This is a genomic window from Streptomyces sp. NPDC001068, from assembly GCF_042897315.1.
In the GTDB taxonomy this organism is placed as follows: domain Bacteria; phylum Actinomycetota; class Actinomycetes; order Streptomycetales; family Streptomycetaceae; genus Streptomyces.
Genome location: NZ_JBIAYD010000030.1, coordinates 1 through 19011, shown reverse-complemented (window position 1 = coordinate 19011; position 19011 = coordinate 1). Strand labels below are relative to the sequence as shown.

Below are 19011 nucleotides of genomic sequence, written 5' to 3'. Positions count from 1 at the left end.
TGTCGGACCTGCGTCCGTCACCGGCATGCACGGTCGATCGGCGGCGATCACGCGGAGTGAAGGACGCCGGTCAGGGTTGCTGCGGCCTCCTCACCCGCTCCGTCGCGAACAGCCAGAAGTGCACCCAGGTACCAGAGCCGCTCGGCGTCCGTGAGTGCGGGGGAGAGTCCATCCATCAGCTCTCCCCGGAGGGCCGGCAGGTATTCGGCATTCTCACCCCAGGGGGTAAAGGGGTCCGCGTTCAGAGCACGCAGGGCCTCCGCCTGGGCGAGGAACCGTCTGGCGACATCCGGATCGCTTCCGGAGCCGTGAGCAAGCCGGTTGAGGGTCCTCTCATAGCGGTCGACGGCATCATGGAGGGCAACGGCACCGCGAGTCAGATGTGCCACCTCGGCCGGACTGCCGCTTTGGGGCGTGCTCTCTCCGGGAGTGGCGACGGGCATCGGATCCTGCGCGTTCGGAGGGAACTTCTCCACGAAGGGGGAGGTGTAGGGAGCGAAGGTCACCACGGAATCGGTGGCTTTCGTGATGAACTCCTTCATCTCCATTCCTCTGGCGTTGGTCGGATTCCAGCCAAGGTGGTCCGGATGCTCGATGAGGCCGAGCTCCAGAGCCTCTTCAATGAAAGCTGATTTTGTCTTCTCGTCCACGGGATTACCGTTGGTGTCTGCAACTTGCATGAGATCGAAGTCGGCGGTGATCGGGTACCACTTCTCAGCGAGACGCCGGTCTTCCTTGTCGAAGACACTTCCGTCCGCTTCGGTGCGGTGGGGCTTGCGGAACTCACCACCACTGTCCGCGTAAGCAAGTCCGCGGACAAGATTGTATTCGTCGACCTTGAATCTTCCCTCGACCTTCTTCATGTCGGCGGCCAGGACGACGGATTCCCGTAGACGCGATATGTAGGTACTCCAGACCTTCTCCTGCTGCTGCGTGGTCAGATTTTGCAGCTCCTGGAGATCGGGGTAGCGAGGACGGTAGTTGACAACAAGTCCGACAAACCCTCCGTGGATACCGAGGTAAGTGTCGGCCCACGTCGCGGACTTGGCCTTGATGGCTTCCGGCTTGGGAAGAGCCGCGCTGCCGTGCTCGTTCCAGGGAAGAGCGTCAAAACTCGTCAGACGGAAACTGATCACCACCTGGTGTTTGTCCGTCAAAACACGGAGCCGCTCGCTGATCTTGTTCGGAATGCCGCCCTCAAGGCCACCCCTCACCTCCGAGGTGGCAATCCGCAGTTTCTGGGCCGCAGACGTCTTGCGTGACACTGAGGAGGGATCCGACACGGCCGACGACTTCCGCCGCTGTATCGTCTCGGAAAGCTGCCTGACGGGACGAGGCACGGGTGCGTCTCCACGCACACCAGACGTACCGGGGTGATCAACCGGTCCACGATGCTGGACGGATGACTTGCGGGACGAGTCCGGCGGCACGGCAGAACGGTGCAGACTCCCGCTCACGCCGGTGCCTGGCGTGGGCCGCGGCCCGGTCTCGTCGGTCTCGGATCTCGGTTCCTGAGTGAGTGGCCCCAACGAGAAACTGGCCAGTTCCTGACGTAGAGACTCATCGCTGTCAACCACACCGCGTCGCGATGCGGGTGCTCCGGCATCAAGCAGTCCAGTACGAGGCCGACCGGTCAGAAGGAGATTGGCGATGCGCGTGGCCTGCGTCGTGACAGGCTCGGAGCGATGCTCCGCGGGCAGCCGGCCGTAGGCACGCTGAATGTCATCACGCGTCGCCCCGAAAGACTCCGGAAGCCGAACAGCCACGTCTGCCAGCAGGTGTTCGGCATCGACGGGCCGCTGAGCGGCGAACGCGGTCCACGCGTCGTAGGGCGTCGTGATCTCGCCGACCGTGGCATCCCCGCGGTGCCGCCGCGCATCGCCTGCAACGGATCGCGCCGCCGAGTCCGTACCGGAAGCATCGCTCGTTTCATCGCTCGGTCGTGCTCCTCCCCGGACGGGACCGTCGCCACCCGCTCCGTGGCGGTGGGGATCACTCGGCAGGAGCGCGGCGAAGACCGAGTCGGCGATGCTCATGTCCGCCGTGTCGTCGGCCAACGGCACGTCGATCGTCGTCCGGGCGCGCCGGGACGGTCCGGACTCCCCCACCCGACGGCGGGCGACGCCACGCCCCGGATCTCCGGCGGCGCCCGAGGGCCTCTTGCGCTTCTCGCCGACAGCCGCGGACGCGTGCGATCCGGCCTCTGGCCGGCTCCTCGTGCGGTTGCGCTGCGAGGGTTGATGGTAATTGCTGTCCCACTCGCGGTACACGGCTCGCAACTGCCGGGCGAAGATGTCGTCGACCGGCACCCGCCGCGCGGCATCGTCAACGAGAAGGAGCCGCTCCTGTGTCACCGGGAACCCATGGTCCGCGGCCACCCGGACGTTCCGCGGCACAAGCGTCACTCCGCCTCGCCTGAGCGCACCCACAAGCACCTGATTACCGGGGTCGACCCCGTTGTCCCGAAGACCCTGCCACCAGCTGACGAAAGAGATCCCATTTTGCATGTTTCTACGGGAACTCACGCCGAGGTGACCGGGAATCTGCCCCGGGTGACTCTCGAACCAGGCGTCCACCTCGGCTCCACGAAGCATGTCGAACACCACCGGATGGGCACTCGACCTGGACCACTCGCGGCGTGTCTCGGGCAGTTGCCGGGCGAAGGTGTCGTCGACCGGCACACGCCGCGCGGGATCGTCAACGAGAAGGAGCCGCTCCTGTGTCACCGGGAACCCATGGTCCGCGGCCACCCGGACGTTCCGCGGCACAAGCGTCACTCCGCCTCGCGTGAGCGCACCCACAAGCACCTGATTACCAGGGTCGACCCCGTTGTCCCGAAGACCCTGCCACCAGCCGGCGAAGGAGTTCGCACCGTGGCGGTAGGACGGGGACACCGGTCCGACACTGTCGGGCACCAGACCTGGGTGGTCCCGGAACCAGAGGTCGATCTCCGCGGCACGGAGGCCGTTGTCAGAAGGCAGGTCACCGGGAAGCGCGGTGATCCGGGCTGGGTAATCCCGCGCGGTCGAGTGGGAATTCCTTGATTCCCACTCGCGGTGCACGTCGTGCAACTGCGACGCGAAGGTCTCATCGACAGGTGCACGGCGGTCAGGTTCATCTGCGAGGAAGGCCCGCTCGTGAATCCTCTGGAAGCCGTGGTCACCGCTCTGCTCGGTAATCCGCCGTTCAAGAACGATTCCGCCGCGCGTGAGCGCGTTCAGAAGAACGCGATTCTGCGGGTCGATCCCGTTGACCCGAACGCCGTGCCACCAGTCCACGAACCCACTGGCTTCGCGATGTCCGTCGCGGAATCCGAAGTGACCCTCGTGCGGCGTCCTCGACGGGTTCTTCTGGAACCAGGCATCGATCTCGGCGGCACGAAGTCGATCGTACGGATGCGCGTTCTCCTCCGTGAAGGAAGCGGACTCCTGGGTCGCAAACGCCGAAGCGTCTGTCTCGGAGGAGGAGCTCGTCCTCACCCACTCCGGGTCCATGCGCAACTGTGCGGCGAAGTCGTCGTCGACCGGCACCCGCTGCGCGAAATCATCCCTGAGGAATACACGCTCTCGCACCATGTGGAAACCGTGATCACCGGACTCCGACTCGGTCTGGATCACGAGTTTGGCCCCACCTCGTGTGAGCGCGTCCAGGAGCACACGATTGCTTCGGTCGATTCCATTGGCTCGAAGATGGCTCCACCACTCGATGAAGGAGGTCACCTCCTCACGATGGTTCTCGAAATTTACGGTGCCATCGAACGGAGTCCGTCCCGGGTGTTTCAGGAACCAGGCGTCGATCTGGGCAGCCCGAAGGTGATGATAGGAAGGCGCGATCGGATTCCGCGCAGCCGCCTCTTCAGCAGCGGGTATCGACGAGGGGTCGGGCTGTGTCCACGGCTCGTCCATGTACATGTCTTCAATGTCCGAATGATCGCCCTCTACAGGGTGATTCTGCGCGGACGTTCCGGAATTCAGCACGTTGGTGTCCGTCGTCGGATAGACGACAGCCGGCGCGGCGGGTTTCGGCGCCGGCGCGAGAACCGAGATGATGTTCCTGGCGGAGACGTCGTCGATGGGAATCCTGTCGTCAGGCTGATCTCGGAGGAGGAGACGGTCGCTCGTGGAGCGTTCACCTTTTCGGTTGACGGTCTCCACGGGTTCCTTTACAAGTTCGATGCCTCCGTCTCTGAGTGCCTGAACGATCGGCTCGTATTTGGCACCGGTGGGAATCCCCTCGACACGCAGATTCTCCCACCGTCTGGCGAAGGCGCGGAGGTGGCCCCGAAGCCGATGCTTGTCACCTTTCCGAGCTCCGGGAGAAATAGGCGTCCTGGAATGATTGTGGCCGTCTTCGAACCATGCTCGGATTTCTGCGGCGCGGGTACCGATCGCGACCCGGGAGGCGACGTGGCGCTTCTCCACGACTCCGGCGCCGGATTTCGCTCCGACAGCACTCTGGAGATGGGCGAATGTATCCATGCGCGCGTCCTCGGCACCTGAGGAGAGTCCGCCGAACAACGAGTCGTTGTCGGCATCCGTGCGCGGGTCGTGGCCGATTGTCCGAGGAACGCGCGTGCCCCCCGCGGTGCCCGTGGCCGACGCATGGGGACGGACGCCCGCCTCGGGTGCGGCACCTGCGATCGGGCTCAGCCCATGTACCGCGAGGATCCGCTCCGCAGCCCGGTGATCGACGTGTACCTGCTGGCTCGTGTCCTTCCTGAGAGTCAGCCTCAGCAGCCTGGGTTTGTTGACACCCTTTTTCACCCATTTTTCGTCAAGCGTGACGCCGCCGCGCGCAAAGACTTCCAGATAGGCCTCGCCCTTCTTCTTGTCGACTCCGCGAGCATGGAAGCGATGCCACCATTTAACGAAATCCGAAATCACCTCACGATGCTCTTCGGGATAATTTCCCAGCAGACTCAACGACTTGTGCGGGGTTTTACCAGGATGAAGAGCGAGCCACGCCTCGACCTCCGCGGAACGAGTCGGAAAGGAATCATCAGGAACGATGTCCGGGGACAGGCCGTGCGTCCCGAGAACATTTCTTATCGCGGCGAAGTCAAGGGGCAAGCGGTTCTCGCGGCTGTCCCGAAGCACCAAGACGGTCTTCTCTTTGCCTCTGGACCCGAACTTCACTTTGGTCTCGGTGAGCTCTATCCCTCCGCTTCTGAGCGCACTGACGGCATAATGATCGGTAGGTATCCCGACATAGCGCAGCTTGTCCCAAAAATTGAAGAAGGTCAAAATTCTGGCCTTGTGCTGGCCGGCGTACTCGAGATTCCTCGGGGCAACGCTGGAGCGTGGGGCCTTCCCATGGTGTCCTTCTTGCGCCAACCAAGCCCGAATCTGTTGGACCAGGACCACCCGACCCGTTTCAGACTCTGCGGCGAACTCCTCCCAGTCCTCCGGAACAGGAAACCTGCCCCGCGTGTATTCCAAGTGGAGGCTACGCACTTCCTGAGCTGTCGGCCCGAATGAAGTGTCATTATTACTTTCTTGAGCCTTTTTGACGTACTCCCATACCCGCCCAAAGGTCAGGTCGACATCATTTTCTCGATCGATGAAATCGAAAAGGCGGCGCCTCTGTTCGGCGTTGAAATTGGCGATGTAGGAAGACCGGGCCCAGCCGTTACGAATCACTGGTCCGCCGAGCCAGGGATGGTCTGCGAGTTCACCAAGATTCTGCCGGGCCGCATCGCTGACGGGACCGGTGAGCGCGTCGAAGAGAGCGGCCTGCTGCATGTAGTCGGAGGCACGGAGGGCGTCAAAATGAGTGTCGTCGAGGTTTTCCGGCAGCGAGTGGTCCTGAGCATCTTCCTCGAAATCACGGGCGAGGAAGTCATCAAAACCCGCGTCAGGGTCTATGCCCAGCAGAGAACCCTGCCGAGCATCCTCGTCAAAATCACGGGCGAGGAAGTCGTCGAAACCCATGACAGCGTCGTTGCCCACCAGAGAACCCTGCCTGGCATCCTCGTCAAAATCACGGGCGAGGAAGTCGTCGAAACCCATGGCTTCGTCATGTTCGACCAATGCGTTGGCGAGGTAGTCACCACTGCGGTAGGACGGGGCTGAGACATGACCGACGCGCTCCTGGGCGACACGCTCGGCAATGGTGGAGACGTCCATCTGGTCCCACGGTTCCTCATGTCGCAAGCTGTCCACCAGGTCGCGGTCCTCCGTGAGGGACCTCTCCACTCCGGACAGCCTGCCGCCTTCTTCAGCCCACTCGTTCGAGTCCGAGCCCACTTCCGACATGGCCTCTTGCCACCGTGCCTCCTCGACAAGTCGCTGCCGGGCGTCCTGTTCGGCATCTCCTTCGTGCAGTTGCAGGGCGACGGCCAGGTCTCGTGAAGTGAAGGACGTCGCGGAGGACGTCGAGTCGGAGTAACCGGACTCCGTGCTCGGCGAATCAGGTGCCCGGCCCCCCGATGTCCACGCGTGCCCTTGGCTGGGCGCGGAACTCGCGGTGGACGACTCGCCGTTGCTCTGCCCGAGATCTCTCAGCCAGTTGGGGACTGCTTCAGGTCCCGCGCCGGGAAGGCGACTGCCGGCTTCGACCACGTCCTGCGGCCGCGGCCGTGGCGTGTCCGGCAGAGTCTCCCGCCATGCGGTCGAGGCCCGGCCAAGATGCAGCGAGGCTGCGCGGACAAGCTCACGCGCCTCATCCTCTGACGGTGCGGTGTGGGACGAAGCCGCTCCGTGCCGCTGTCGCTGTTCCGCCTCGCCAAGTGCCTTGGCCGCCGAGACCAGTTCCGATCGCGCGGCCAGGTAGTCGTCGCGGATGGCGTCGAGGTTCGCCGGCTCGCCGTCAAGGTCTTCGGCGTCGTCCGGACTCTGGTCCTTGGCTTTCCCTTTCGCGGTGTCCGGGCCCGGCCGGTTCTCCTCGACCAGGTTCGGCGGGCCTGAGAGGCCCTGCTGCCGGGTGAGGGCGGTGTGATCGCCGAGTGCTGACCAGAGCGCGTCATCCCGATCGGTGACGGAGAGCGCGTTGGCGTGCAGGGGAGTGGTGGGCGGCGGTCCGAAGAGGTCGGTGAGGGTCCGATGCATGTCGGGATCGTGTTCTTCGATCCAGTCCGCGGAGTTGTTGCGCTGCCGACCGGTGTGGCGATCGTGGCCGTGATTGGCCCCGTAGTAGGCAACGACACTCTGTGCGAAATACTCCTCGGGGCTTGACGAGGCGTGGTTGACGGCGACATGGCCGTCGGTGGTGGTACGGGGGCCGTCGACCCAGTGTGTGGCAGGACTTTGGGACAGGTGGTGTTCGTAGAGGGCGGTGACGTTCTCCCGGTGATCGTCGGTGAAGGCGAAGAGGTAGAGAAGGTGTGCGTACTCGTGCAGGGCTGAGGAGTATCCCTCAGGGTGTGTGTACCCGTCGGTGGCGGTGTTCTGGCCGAGGAGGTTCTCTTCGCTGACGGCGGCAAGACGCCGGTGGGGGAAGGTCCATCCGCGGGCGTCGTGACGGGGCTCGGTGTCGCCGCGCGTGTCGGGCGAGGCGGGGTTCGGTGCGAGATCGGCGAGACTCCCACCACGGGGGATGACCACCACCCGGGCCCCGCTGTCCGTGAGGCGCTGGGCGACTTCGGGGTTGTGCAGGAGGAGCGCGAGCAGACGCTCCGCTTCGACACGGGCGGCTACGGGGCGTTCCACACCATCGGGAACATCGATGATCGTGTGTGCCGCCTGTGCGGCGGGCGACGTGTCGCCGGCGTGGGTCAGGTCGGTCGAGGCACCGAATCCGCGTGGGTCTCCGATGCGCTGTCCGGCGTCCGGCCCGGGGAACGGCTCGCCCCAGCGGGCAGGAGGGAACCCAGGCTGCGGATAACCAGGCTGCTGCCAACCAGAGTGCTGATAGCCGGGCTGCTGATGCCCGGTTGGGAACGCAGGCTGCTGAAATCCGGACGGAAACGCAGGCTGCTGATAGCCGATCTGCTGATGCCCGGTTGGGAACGCAGGCTGCTGATAACCCGGGTGCTGCTGGGGAGCCTGCTGTGCGTGCTGCGCCTGCTCCTGTCGGCGGAACACCTCCTGGAGATGCCGTCGTGCTTGCCGGACAGCTTGAAGTGCGTGCTGCATCTGGTTGGCGACGGGCGGATCGAGGAAGGGCGCGTTGGGTCCCAGTTGCGAGGACAGCCTCTGCTCGGCCGTGGTCAGCGGGGTGAGCGAGCCGCTCTGCAGGGGCCGGCCCACCGCGTATGCGGTGACGGCCGTCGCCAGGCTTGCCCGCTCGGAGGGCAGGATGACGGGGTGGCCCGGCCCGGTTGGATCCGGGAGCCTCATGTTTCCGACCGCTGCCAGGGCTGCTCGTGTCGCTTCGACGGCTGGATGGTTGAGGACGGATTCCACATTCTCTCGGCGGATACCGCCCCCCTGCGCGAGGTACTCGGCATGCTCGTAGGCGAGCTGCGCGGCCCGCACGAACCGATCGGTGGCGGTTGGGATGTCCTCGTCCGCCATATAGGTGGATTTGCCCCGCGGAACGGTCGAGGTGAGGTCACCGGAGAAGTCGCGGAACTCGAACAGGGCCAGGGGCAGACGATCCTGCTGTTCATCCAGTTGGTTGTAGTCGGCAAGGCCTATGGAATCAAACTGCGAAACGGTTCCGTTATCGTTCGCCCGACCCGCCAGAACGTAATCCAGAAAACGCCGGAGGGGTCCGATTTTCTCGTTTCCCTGCGTCAGCGCCTCGCGTCCGTCGATGGGGCGGATGAGAAATTGCAGACCCTTGCCGAGGTACGCATCGATGAGCGAGTCGAGTTCACTCACGAAAATATCTCGAATCCGTGGGGCATGTCTGCGCAGATAATCGCGGGTGCTCGGGGCCAGCCCCCCGCGGAGAACATGGAAGGGATGTCGAGAAGCAACCACCAGAATGTTCTTGGCGAGAGCTATTTGTTGTTTGAGGAAGTTGCCGTACACGGCGAGGCCACCCAGGTGCTCGAACGCCAGCCAAGAATAGCCGAGAACCTCATCGACACCAGTCAGTTTGTCAAGGAAAGGGACCTGATCCGGCGTCACCGCCAGATTTGTCATAACGCTCGTGTAATGTGCGGCTACACGCTCACCGAAATTTCTTCCAGCTTCCATGAGAAGCACCAGACTGGGCTCATCCATGTGCTCCTCACCGAAATTCAGCATGGATTTCACGCCGCCCATGGGAACGCCGACGGTGAACTGCGTGTTGACAGTGTGGTATGGGCCGGCCGGAGCGGGGAGGACATAGATCTCGTCAAGGTCGCGCTGAGCCTCCCATGCGGGGTCGGAGGCCAGGATTTTCGCCAGAGTCACCCCCTGAGCGCTGTCTGCCGCCCGCATCATGTCCCTGAACTGCGCATACAGGTTCAGGCCATGACGGACGGACGTCGGGTGGCTCTCTCCTCCCCGCAACATGGCCAAGGGAGCGGACACGAACTCGACGATGGGACGCTTCTCCAGAACCCCGTGTCCACTCATTTGGACGGCACTTTCCCGCGTGGCGTAGAGCCTGCCGTCCGCACCGCGGACGAAGTAGTCGGAGTCGACCTCCAGCCGGCTGCCGTTCGGGTGCTTTGCCAGGACCTGCTTGCCCGGCAGCCTGACTCCGTCGGGTACCCAGAGGGGATGCGCGTCCTCCATCTCCAGGCCGATGGCGCCGATCAGCCCAGGGTCGGCGACAGGATCCGTCAACGCGTCCACTGTGCGAGACGGGCCGGGCCTCTGCTCGTCCATGGCATCCGCGACGGCCTGGCCCGCTCTGTCCAGGACGACCGCACGGGCGTGCAGCGGCGGCGTGTGCAGCGGCTCCCTTGTCACCTTTCCGCCCTGCGACGCCTGCAGATCGATCCAGCGAACGCCGTCCGTCGTGTGATGAAGCGCGAACGCGTGGCCCGCTCCTTGGAGACGGCGCATGACGATCAGACCGCTCGCACCGACGCCGGCATCGGCGACCGCATTCCCGAGCGCCTCCCACGAGGTGACCGGGCCCCAGCCGGGCCCGCGCACCAGTCTCTGCTCCGCATCCGTGCGGTGCAGAGAAATGTCGTCCATCGTCGATGCCGCCCGGACCGCCGCGGGGCGCACGTCACGGCCCGCCGGACCGGCCGGGATGTCACGCTCGGGGTAAAGCTGACGTTCGAGCCCCTCCAACAGCACGACGCAGTTGAGCAGCGAGGGATCCGCGAGCGCCTCGTTCCCCGCCCGCACCTGCCTCGCCACATCAGCGATCACCTCATCGGCGACAGCCTTCAGACCCCTCTCGCTCAGCCGTACACCGTCTTCATGGGAGATGCCGGACACCGAACGGTCCTCGGCGACTCCTTCTTCACCGTGCCCTGGCCTGGATCCCGGGAAGTCGCCTGTCCGCCCACGCCCCGGAAGCGACTCGTCGTCCACGAGGCCTCGCATCCCGTGGGGATCACGGCCGGAATGCGGGGAGCCGCTGGGGTCCGCGGTTTCCTGCCGGTGCGTCGTTTCCGCGACGTCGGCAGCGGGCTCCGTTCGGGCACCGCCCGTCGTCCCGAGAGGTTCACCGGCCGGCTGCCGGATGGCCGGCTCGTCGGAGTGCGCGGTCGAGTCCGTCGGAACAGCGGGATGCAGGTTCCTCGCGTCGGCCGACGCCGTCGACGTGAGGGTGGAGAAGACCGACTCGCTCACCGACGGCGCGACCTGGTCGAGGTCCTGGGTGCGGGAGACATCGGTCCGTACGTTCGTGACGTCTTCCGCGGAGGCGGTCGGTCGCACGTCGGCCTGCGTGGTGGGACGATCCGGTGACGAGACCGCGCCGGCTGGGGTCCGCTCGGCGCCGGCCTGCTGGACGCGGGGCGGGATCTCATCGGGGGGTCCCGGTGAGGGTGTGGGATCAACCGTCGAACGGAATCCCTCCCACAGGCCGGCCTCCTGGTCCACCGCCTGCCGGGGGTTGGCCGCCGGCAGCGGGAACTCGGCGGGATCCCCGTAGATCTCGGCGAAGAGGTCGGCAAGCCCCTCGTCATGAGTGCGGACCCAGTCCGCGCCGTTGTTGCGGAACTCCCCGCTGACGGCGTCCCGTCCGTGGTTCACACCGAAGTACGCGTTGGTGGCCTGCGCGAAGTACTCGTCCACGGTGGAGGCCGAGTAGTTGCGAGGATCCGACCCGTCCGGCCAACTCGCCCCCGGCACGGCCTTCCTGGCCTCGTACAGAGCAGACACCCGCTCCTGCCGATCGGCCGACAGCCCATGTCGGAAGACCAGATGCGCCACCTCATGAGCGGCGGTCGAATACCCGTCCGGGTGCGCGATGTGACCGGGCACCCCCGGCTGCTCACCGAGGAGGTTCTCCTCGGCCACCACCGCCACCGCGGTACGCGTCCCGTCCGTCTCCCAGTGGTGCACGGCATCACGTGACAGGTCCTCACCGACGGATGCCAGGCCCGGCAGATCCGCTGTGTCGACGCCACGCGGCAGTATCACCACTCGGGCCCCGGAAGCCACCAGCCTGTCCCGCACATCAGGACGGAGCACCATCCGCGCCAGCAGGTCCGTCAGCGCGTTGCGCGCGGCGATCGGCCGTTCCACCGATTCCGGCACATCGATCAGCGAACGGGCGACGTCAGCCGACGGCCCGTGCGGCACGGCGTAGAAGTCCGGTTCCGGGACGCCATCCCCGCTCTGCTCGGAGCCCGACTGGTCACCGACCGGCGGAGCGTTGTACCGGCCGTACCCGTCCGCGCCGTACTGCGGTGGGTTGGCCGCGCGGTACGAGGGACCCGCCTGCGCGGGAACGGCATGACCTGCTTGGTCCGCCCCGGCCAGTACGTATGCCACGTGGTCACCGAGCGACGCGATCATCGGCCGGTAGCCGCCCGTGGCGTCTGGCGCGTGCAGCCACACACCGATGGCATGCAACAGACCGGTCAGGTTCTCATGGCGACCGGTCTGCAGGTAGGCGGCGACCTGTCGGTCGATCGTGCGCAGCTCCGCGGGACGCCTCCCGGCCTGCTGGGACATGTGGCCGTACCAGATGCCGAGCGAGTCGCTCTGTACGAGTCTCGGTGAGTGCGGTGCGAGCGCGCCGAGCAGCGCCCTGTTCGCCTGGTACAGGCCTCGCCACTGTGCGAAGAGGTTGTCCCAGCCGCCGCGGTAGGCCAGCGAGACCACGAGCGAGACCAGCCTCTGGTCCAGCGATTCCAAAGTGGTCACGGCCGCCGCTTGCAGTCGCGTCGCCTCGGTCTGGTCCACACCGATGCCCGCGCCGAGCCGTAGCATCACGCCCCTGACGAGATCCTCTGTCTCGTCGTGCTTGATGAGTTCCTGACCAAACTGACGCGTCGGTCCCGTCAGGTTCAGCTCCACCGAGGCCGCGAGAATGTGCTCAAGCTGCCCCAACCAGTGGTTGCTCGACAGGCCTTGGAGAACCTGCAACTGGTCCCAGGTATGCCATGCATCGAGCTGATTTCTGCGGAGCTCCCGGTTGTAGGTGCCACGCACTGCGTCTTCGAGCTGGTCATAGGTGGTACGCAGATCATCGAGCCCGTGCGGGGCGGGGAAGTGCCTGAGTTCGAAAACACCGAGCGGCAGTGCGATCCTCGGCTGATCAAACTCGTCGCGATTGACGTCGAACTGTTCGTGAATCGACCCGATCGCCAGGCTGTCCTGCCTGACCCTGGGAGCAGGGTAATCGAAGAGGAAGTCGTTGAGATAGTCGCGGACAGTCACACCGTTTTGGGCGTCTATATACGCTGAGAGCGGGTCACGATGGCCCTCGTTCGCATACGCGGCAAAATAATTGAACTGACCGTACATGAACTCTGATTCCGCCGATAGGAATTCCTTGGCGGAAGGGCTGAGAGCTTGCCTCAGCAGCCAGGGGTGATGTCGGGAGGCCACCGGCAGATAGGATTTGTGCCACGGCGCCCTGGGATTCCGTGCACCATTGTTCTGCACGACGGCAATTGCTTGGGAAAACACCACGAAGGACATCGACTTCAGCGCCCGGAGATCGATGTCATCGAGGTATGCGCTCGCGATCTCAGGATATTCCAGCGGTTCGGACAAATTGTTGCGCTGAACCAGGTAGGTCGCCGTCACACGTCGGGAAAATGCCGCAGCCGCTTCAAGACCGGGAAGTACGTCAGCCAGATCCGTGCGCGTCGAAACCCTCTTCACGTATCCCGTGGCGAAATCATAGACCGCGGAAAGCGGAACGCCGACCGTGAACTGAGTGGAATACTCGGGAGATATCGGCTGGGGCCTCCTCCGGAACTGCACGTCGTGGAATTCGTGTTCGGAAACGAAACCCTTCCCGCTCACCACCTGGGTGAGGGGCGTGGTCGTGTTCCTGCTGCCAGGGCCGATGATCGGTTCAAGAACGTGGAGCGAACGGAACACGTTCTCCTTCATCGCGCGAGAGTCCAGTGTTCCCTCGCCCTGATGGACCGCAATGGGTCTGGTGACGATCTCAAGGAAAGGCGCGCTGCCCGCCGCCACGTGTTCCGACGTGAGCTGGACACTGCCGTCGCCGGCCAGCACACGGCCATGCGCCAGCCACCCCTCACCGAGCGCTGACCTCAGCTGCACATTCGTCCGCTCGATCTCCATGCCGATGCCCCGGTACTCGTGACTCGTCGGCAGGTCGGCCAGTGCGAGTACAGACCGCGATCCGATGAAGGTCGGCAGGCTCTGCGGAACCGGCACCACCTTTCCGTACGGGTCGACGATCACGGCACGTACATGCGGAGCCGCATCCTGCTCCGGCGCGGGACGCAGCCCGTCACCCTGCTGCAGGTCGAGCCACTGGACCCCGTCGGCCTGATGGTAGAGCGCGAAGGCATGCCCAAAGCCGTTCTGCCTCTGCTGGAGGATCAGCGCGGAGGAACCGGGACCCACCTTCTCGACCGCCGTGACCAGATCCCGCCAGGACGTCACCGTGTGCCAACCCGGACCGTGCGCCAGACGCTGCTCGGTGCCGGTCCTGCCCAGGACCGAGTCGTCGACGGTGTGAGCCGCTCGTACGCCGCTGCCGTAAGCCGGCCGGTCCAGGGCATTGTCCAGCTCGGCCCGGGGATACAGCTCCCTCGCCAAGGACTCCAGCAGCGTCACACAGGTGACCGCCGGCACCTCGTCAGCCGAGAGCACGGACCCCTCGCGGTCCGGGCGGACGACTGACCTCTCCACCAGCCTGGACACCGTTCTGAGCGCGAGGCCACGCAACTCGTCGGCCGACAGCGGATGCACGACCGGTGTGCGCCCGCGTTCGTCCCGGCCGAAAGCTCCGCCCTGCCGGTCGGGGATGTCACCGGACTCCGAATCCGTCCCGGCGGCGGCGAAGAACTGCGCCGCCCGGCTCTGCTCGTCGGAAGCCAGGTGTTCCAGCGTGTTCCGGGACAGTTCCAGGTCCGGTACGTCGCGCAGTGCCTGCGTGCCGTAGGTAGCCAGAACTCCCCGCAGGCGGGCGCGTTGCTCGGGGGAGAGGTCGGCCTTGCCGAGCGCGTCCGTGAGCACCTTCACATTCGGCCCGGCGTCGACGGAGGTGTTCATCACGATGATCTCGTGCGCACCGCGGTCAGGCCGCGCGTCGACGGTGACCGGCGCGTGATCGGCGAACGTGGCGACGACAAAGTCCCGGACCTTGACCGTTGTGCCGTCGATCACTGCTACGGACTGGTCAGGTCCGACGAAGGCGTCCGCCAGCAGTCCGGTGATCGCCACGTCCGGACGCGGGTCGTACGACTCCCGGAACGCCCGTTCGGCGTGGTCCGGTGCGGTGAAGAACGTCGTGAACGCGGTCGATTCGGTGTCGTCGTGCCGCGGGAAGGTGTCCTCGCCTGCCGGGAACACGTTCACCGGCTCCCCCGCGTAGTCCGTGCGCGGCGTTTCCAGCCGTTGCACGCGGTGGAGGAACAGTCCCCCGTTGAGGAACATCGTGACGAGTTCCGAGACCTCGGGGCTGACCGCTCCGTCGCGGATCTGGTCGTTGCTGATGTGGACCGTTCCGCCATCGGGGGTTTCGAAGCGGTGGAATCCCCTCTCGTCGATCATCTGCCGCAGCACGTCGTTGAGCACGACTTCGCGCCAAGGCGTCGTGGCCGGGGAACCGGTCGGCTCCGGGCTCTGTTCGGCCGAGACCGAGGGGCGTGCCGCGGGCGGCTCTGCGGGCAAGGGGGCCGGCGTCTCGGTGAGGAGCGCCATCGGTGGCGGCAGCTTGTCCAGGGACTGCCATGTGCCGTAGGTGACACCCAGGTGCCACGAGAGCTGGCGGGCTGCCTGTTCTCCGTTGGAACGGTACTCGGCGGCGATCAGGTGCCGGAACGATCTGAGCAGATCGAGCATCCCCGAGCGGGCGTCGTCGGACTGGGCGGTCCCCGGCCGCTGGTGCTCCATCGTCACGCGCAACTTCGCCCACGCCAGTGACGCGTTGTACTCCGCCTCCGGTCCGGGCGTGATGTCCGCCAGTTTCCTGGCGTCGCCCTCGGAGAGTTCCGTGACCGGCGACTCCGCGTCGGCCCAGGTCCGGTCCGCGTCGGCCCGCATCGCCTTGAAGAAATCAGCGGAGGTGTGGAAGTAGTCCTTGAACAGGGCCCTGGGGTTGGCGAAATATGATTTCGAGGTGGAATGTACGTCGTTGAGATAGGCGCTGACGGGGTCGCTTCCGAGCGCCCGGGAAAGGAAACCCCGAGCGAAACTGGTGGCGTTGTAGGACATGGAGCTGTGCTGAGTCGCCATGTTGTCGACGGCGTACTGATGCCCGGCCTGGACTTGGTGGGCACTGACCGGGTAGGTCCTGAGGACCTCCATGTCATGGTCGTAGATCCGCTCGGGGTGTTCGATGAAGAGTCCGCCGTCGGTCTTCTCCCACCTGGTGGCGTCCGCCACCACCCGGTCCATGCCGAACCGGAAGACGATCGGATCCGGGTGGTCCGACAGCTTCACGGCAATCACCGGTTGCCGACCAGAATCGGCCATGACAACTATCTCGGCGTTCACCGCGGTCGGGTCGGCGGCGTTCGCGGCAGAGGACCGCAGGGGTTCCAGCATGTCCGCAACCGTGGAACGGATCAGCGGGTACTCGTTGCGGGCCGTGCCGTATCTGACGCCCAGATCGTCAAGGAGTTCCCGTGCGGCCGCCTCACCGCTTCGGTGATACGCCTCGGCACCCAGCGCCGCGAAGTTCGCCAGCAGATCCAGCTGCCGCTGCTGGGTCGCGGTGCGCCTGCCCGACACCACAGGGCGCTGGTGCTCCAGGAACACGCGGTCCAGCGCCCAGCGGACCCCCTCCCCACTTTCATGGCTGTCCAGCCACTCGTTGGCTCGCTCAAGTCTCCGCTGGTCGTCGGCGGTGAGCTTCAGGATCTTAGGGTTCTCGACCCAGTCTCTGTGTGTACCCTCGCGCATGCGCTTGATCAGGGAGTCGGGCGCGTTGACGGTGAGTCTGGGCATCTGCTCACCGGTGGCGGCCTGCACGAAGCCCTGCGCGAACACGACGCAGTTGTAGGTCAGGAGGTTGTAGGTCGTGCGAGCGTTCTCCTCGGCGTATCGGTAAGCCGAGGCCAGCTGGTCCGCATTGATCTTGTACGACTTCAGGATGTCGACCTGGAAGTCGTCGAAGGCCTCGGGATCCTCGTGTGTGACACCTCCGGGCGCAGTTCCGTCCACGAGACTCAGGTTGGAGACTTCTTCGATGACCCTGAAGCCGAAAATGACCGGCGACTCGTGGCCCGGCAGCCGCACGGCGACGAACGCATGACCGGTTCCCGCCGTTCTGATGAGGTCGACGAACCCGTTCGCCCCGGGGTAGGACATCAGAACGACTTCCACGTCCTTCGCGTGGCGGTCGACCGCGTGCTCGGCGTACGCGCGAAGCGGCTCCATGAGATTCCTGAACTCGGCAGGAACGTTCGGATTCCGCGGGTCGATGGCATCCGGGAGCGCTTCCTCGGTCGGCAGGTGCTCGGAACCATCGGTGTCGAAGGCATCGTGCGTCGGCTGTGTCTCGTCCAGTTCTGACGCGTGTCCCACGAGGATCTCGCCCGCGTGCTCCTCGTCATCGTGGAGCAGTTCGACCACGACGTTGTCGTCGCCCGCGTCGTCGCCGTCGTGGACGGAGAAGACTTCGTCAGCCGCTTCCGAGACCTGGCCGGTCACAACTTCGCCCGGTTCGTATATCTCCACCGCCTCATACACATCGGCCGGCTCCTGGACTTCGGTCTGCCGGTGGTCGAATCGGAGGTCGTCGAAGCGGGACTGGATGTCGTCCAGGAGCTGTTCGAGGGTCGGTTCCTCCCTGCTCGGTCCGGCGGCAGGGAACTCCGTAGGCACCAGGGCAGGCACCGGCCGCTCCGGGTCGGCACCGCCGACGATGCCCTTGGTGCGCCGGGTCCCGTAGCGCTTGGCCAGTTCCAGCGACAGCTTGCGGGTCGCCTTCACACCGTTCGTGAGACGGCTGTGGGTCATCAGGGTGACGTAGGCGTCGATCAGCTCGCGGCGCCTGGCCGCGTCCGGGTGATCGGCGTCGATGAACCAGGTGTGATCGGCGGACACCTGGATGCGGGCCCAGCGCTGGGCCTGTTCCAACTCCTCCGTGGGCACCGTACGCAGGAACCGCTCCGCCGTGGCCAGGGCGGCCCGGTCCGCACCGGTCAGCGCCTCCGGGCCCGGACGGTCCGCGGATGTGTCCGCCGACGAGCCGGTGCGCTCCTGTTCGGAGACGGTGGCACCGGCGGACCGCGCCAGCCGCACGGCGGCTTCCGCTTCTTGCGGGGTGCCCCGCAGCAACTTCTGCGCGACGACCGCCACGTGCCGGTCGACGGTGGACAGGCCGCCGAAGTCGTCGGCATGCTCGTCCAGCCGCGCAAGCAGGGCCTCCGTGTGCCGGGCGCTTCCCCCCAGCCGCACGTACGCGTCCGTGACCGCGGCGAGCAGCGGGGCGGGGAGGCCGCGGTCGGCGGACGTCTTCCCCCACAGCCGCTCGAACGACCGCAGCGCATCGGCGTCCTCGCGGTCGTCACCGCTCCGGCCGGTCGGCGTGTTCTCGGTGCCCGGACGGAGAGTCGCTTCCCCGTCGGTCACAGAACGTGTCCCAGGCCGTGCCCCGCCCTCGTCCGGCGACACGTTGTCGTGGGCGGCGGGCGTGTGCGATCCGTCGGCCTGGTCGGCCGAACCGGCCGCGACGTCCTGCGTGTGCGTGACGACCGTGTCCGACGTGGCGGTCGCGGCCGTGTGCACGGTCGTCATCGGGGAAGACGTGTCGGATACGGGAGTGGAGGTGTCCCGTACTGGTTCTGGAACCCCGGCCTGCCCCGGCTCCTCGGGCTGCGCGGCCGTGGCCTCGCGCACCGGGGCCGTCGTCCGTGATTCCGGATCGTCCTCTCCCTGCCGCCCGGAGCCGCCCGTGCCCGGGGATTCGGTGGACAGACGGTCGGGCTGGGTCGCGCCCGGCCGCGATCCGCGGGTCTCCGGACGCGATGCGCCGGAAGACGGCCTCGCGGAGCCTTCCTGCGTCGCCGGGCGGCCCCCGCCACCGTCAGCGGCGCTCGTGGTGGTGAGGCGGGTGGGAGACGCGTCAGGTTGTTGCGGACGGCCGGCCGGCGTGCCTGTGGCCGCGGGTGTCCCCGCCGCGGTCGGGGTGGAGGTGTTGCCGGGCGGGGGTGTGCTGGTCGACACCGGCTGCCCGGCTCTGGTGTCGAGACCCGGCTGCGGCCGCGCTCCCAGGCCGTCTGGCGTGTCGAGGTGGGGAGAGCCGAACGCCGGGGTGCTGAGGGTAGGAGCGTTGAAGAGGGGAACGTCGATGCCGTCGTAGGCGGCAGGTGACGTGTAGGAGCCGTCGCCTGTGGCGAGGGTGGTCTCGCCGTTGGTCGGATAGGGGGTGTAGCGGGGCGGAGCCAGGTCGTCGGAGTCGGTGGTGCTGGTCGTGGTCTGGGAGGACAGCAGCAGTTCGGGCAGCTTGAAGTTGAGGTTGGGGACGCTTGTGATGGTGGTGTGGATGCCGGCGAGGACGGGGTGTTTGGCGTGGCCGAGGAGTTCGCCGCCGGTCGCGCCGATGGTGGTTTCCTTGCTGGTGGTG

At 65.9% G+C, this 19011-nt stretch carries 1 protein-coding gene; it reads right to left on the bottom strand.

From position 1 onward, the window contains the following. Positions 1–47: 47 nt before the first annotated feature. Entirely contained in the window at positions 48–18182 is an 18135-nt protein-coding gene (locus tag ACFY3I_RS42810; RefSeq protein ID WP_390866370.1) for a toxin glutamine deamidase domain-containing protein, read from the bottom strand. Positions 18183–19011 lie beyond the last annotated feature (829 nt).

Bases quoted from the DNA above. Each gene is read 5' to 3' on its own strand.
- ACFY3I_RS42810 (WP_390866370.1), bottom strand. From the start codon at position 18,182: ATGACGACCGTGCACACGGCCGCGACCGCCACGTCGGACACGGTCGTC.